Raw genomic sequence first — 2,361 nt, forward strand, 5'->3', positions numbered from 1 at the left:
GGCCGAAAGTGCGCGTGAGGAGTTCTCGCCGCTACACCGGACCGTGAACGTGGTGGAGAACAACCACCCACGTGGCCTGTCCGGAGCGCGAAACACCTCGCTCGACCTCGCGACCGGTGAGATCGTCGTCTTCTTGGACGACGACGCCTCACCGCGCACCTCAGAGTGGCTCGGAGCCATTCTGTCCCATTACTCGGACGATGCCGTGTACGCCGTTGGGGGCTCTGCATACCCGGTATGGCCGGACAAGCGTCCGGCCTTCCTACCGGCCGAGGTAGTGGGTGAACCCGGCGAACTCGATTGGGTCGTCGGGTGCACCTACCGCGGGCAGCCAACGGAAACCGCTCAGGTCCGCAATCTCATGGGCGCGAACATGTCGTTCCGCCGTGAGCCCGTCGTCGCACTCGGCGGGTTCGTCTCCGGCATCGGCCGGATCGGTCGAGTGCCGCTCGGTTGCGAGGAGACGGAGCTGTGCATCCGTCTGCGTCAGACGCATCCCGACGCACAGATCGTGTTCGATCCCTCGATCGTCGTCGATCACACCGTCAGCGCAGATCGAACTCGTCCGCGCTACCTCATCACGCGCAGCTACGCCGAGGGCGTATCGAAGGCAGCGATCGCCCGGTTGATCGGGGCCGAGGACGCACTGTCCTCCGAGCGGGCATACACCGCCAAGATTCTTCCTCGCGCGGTCGGCCGGGAGACCAGCGCAGCGGCTCGCGGCAATCCCGTGCGCGCCTGGGGTGCGATGGCCGTGGTGGCCAGCGTCGGTGCAGCCGGAATCGGCTATGCCCGAGGAAGACTCAGTACGAGCCGCTAGCGGCACGTGCACAGAACCTCGTAGTCCACTACGAGTTACCACTCACGACCTTCGGTGCCACCGAGGCCCTCTCCACGGAGTTCAACGCGCGCACGTGTCCGCGCGGTACACCCCCGCCGCGACCGACGAGCGTCAGCGTACGAGGTTCGTTCGGTGCCAGGTGGAACCACGAGTCGGATACCTCGAAGCCGTCGATGTCGACGCAGACGTACTGCGCCGGCCAGTCGGATCGGACGGTCAGTTCCCATGTTCCAGAATCTTTTTCGACAACATTCGCCGTCAGCCCCACCGTGTTCTGACGACTCTGCGCGCCGACGAGCGCGGTGGTTCGCGCCGCCTCGACGCCGCTGTCGTCCAGAAACAGGACCGTGACGGCGGAGTAGGTGCGGCTGCCGAAGCGGTAGGCGTGGTTGACGTCGGTGAACGTGCCGACGATGGAATCCACCGTCAGTGCGATGGATCCGTTCGCCGGGGCGCTCACCGTGCGCTCGAACTCGTGGCTGCCGCGCGAGGCGTGCAGCACCACTCGAACAGTGCCCGATCGAGCCGGTCCGTCGTTGACCAGTTCCACCGAATAGCCGTCGAGTCCGTTGTCGGACAACAGCAGTGCCACCGGCGCGCTGGACCGCGCCAACGCGTAGAAGGGGGCCTTGCGCACACCGGCGGTGTCGACGATGCCCCAGCCCGCACCGGCGACGGTGTCTCGCAGCGTCAGCACGAGGGCTCCGGCGCACCCCGAGGATGCTCGACGCCAGTGGCCGAACGCTTCGATGAACGCTTCGACGATCGCCGCCCTACCGTAATCGAGATACAGCTCTGCATCGTCGCGCCGGATCAGGTGTGGATCGACGCCGAAGATCGTGCGTACGTAGTGATCGCGCACGTCCTCGAAATCCCAGGACGAGCCGCGGTCACGTGGGACGGCGGCCTTCCAGTCGGGGTGGTGACCGGCAACGGCCGCGGACCCGAAGAACTTCTCCACCTGCGCCCGTTCCGGGGGAACTGCGAAGGCCAGGCACTCCGCCGCGAAACGTACTCCGGCAGTTCGGATATCGGACAGTGGGCGCAGGTATCCGCCCACCCCGAAGTAGTGCGCGATGCCGTCACCCACATGGGTGTGCAATTCCCCCTGAGCGCTGGACGGGCTCGATGTCACATACGCCACAGCGGGCAGGCGATCTGCCAAAAAATCAGGAACAACGCTGTCCAGCATTTCCATTCGTTGATCCTCGGCTGCGAGACCCAACATCGTGGGTTGCTGCTGAGTCTCACTTCCGCCGCTGACGACCATCAGGGCGGGGTTGGCGGAGACGATGTCGGCGAACGCGTCGAGCTCGCGGGTGACTGCCGCGGTGTACGTGTCGTCGGTGGGCGGGTCGATGGTGCCGAACATGACGTCCTGCCACACCATGATGCCCAGTTCTGCACACAGGGACCAGAATTCGGGCTGCTCGTATACCAGGGTGCCGACGATGCGCACCATGTTCAGGCCCGCCGATCGGAGCTGCTCGAGCGCAGCCCGCAGATCGGCCTCCGGCGAC

The 2,361-nt window shown here is 65.7% G+C and carries 2 protein-coding genes; one reads left to right on the forward strand and one right to left on the reverse strand.

Features of this window, described 5'->3' with window-relative positions:
- Positions 1 to 820: glycosyltransferase family 2 protein (locus A2J02_RS25640; RefSeq protein ID WP_068055462.1), on the forward strand; the 820-nt coding region annotated here is incomplete at its 5' end.
- A gap of 28 nt (positions 821 to 848) precedes the next feature.
- Here the strand turns inward: A2J02_RS25640 and A2J02_RS28485 are convergent.
- Positions 849 to 2,361 (reverse strand): glycoside hydrolase family 2 protein (locus A2J02_RS28485; protein ID WP_331712162.1); only part of this gene is annotated, 1,513 nt, incomplete at its 5' end.

This window comes from Rhodococcus sp. EPR-147, assembly GCF_001647185.1.
Lineage (GTDB): Bacteria > Actinomycetota > Actinomycetes > Mycobacteriales > Mycobacteriaceae > Rhodococcoides.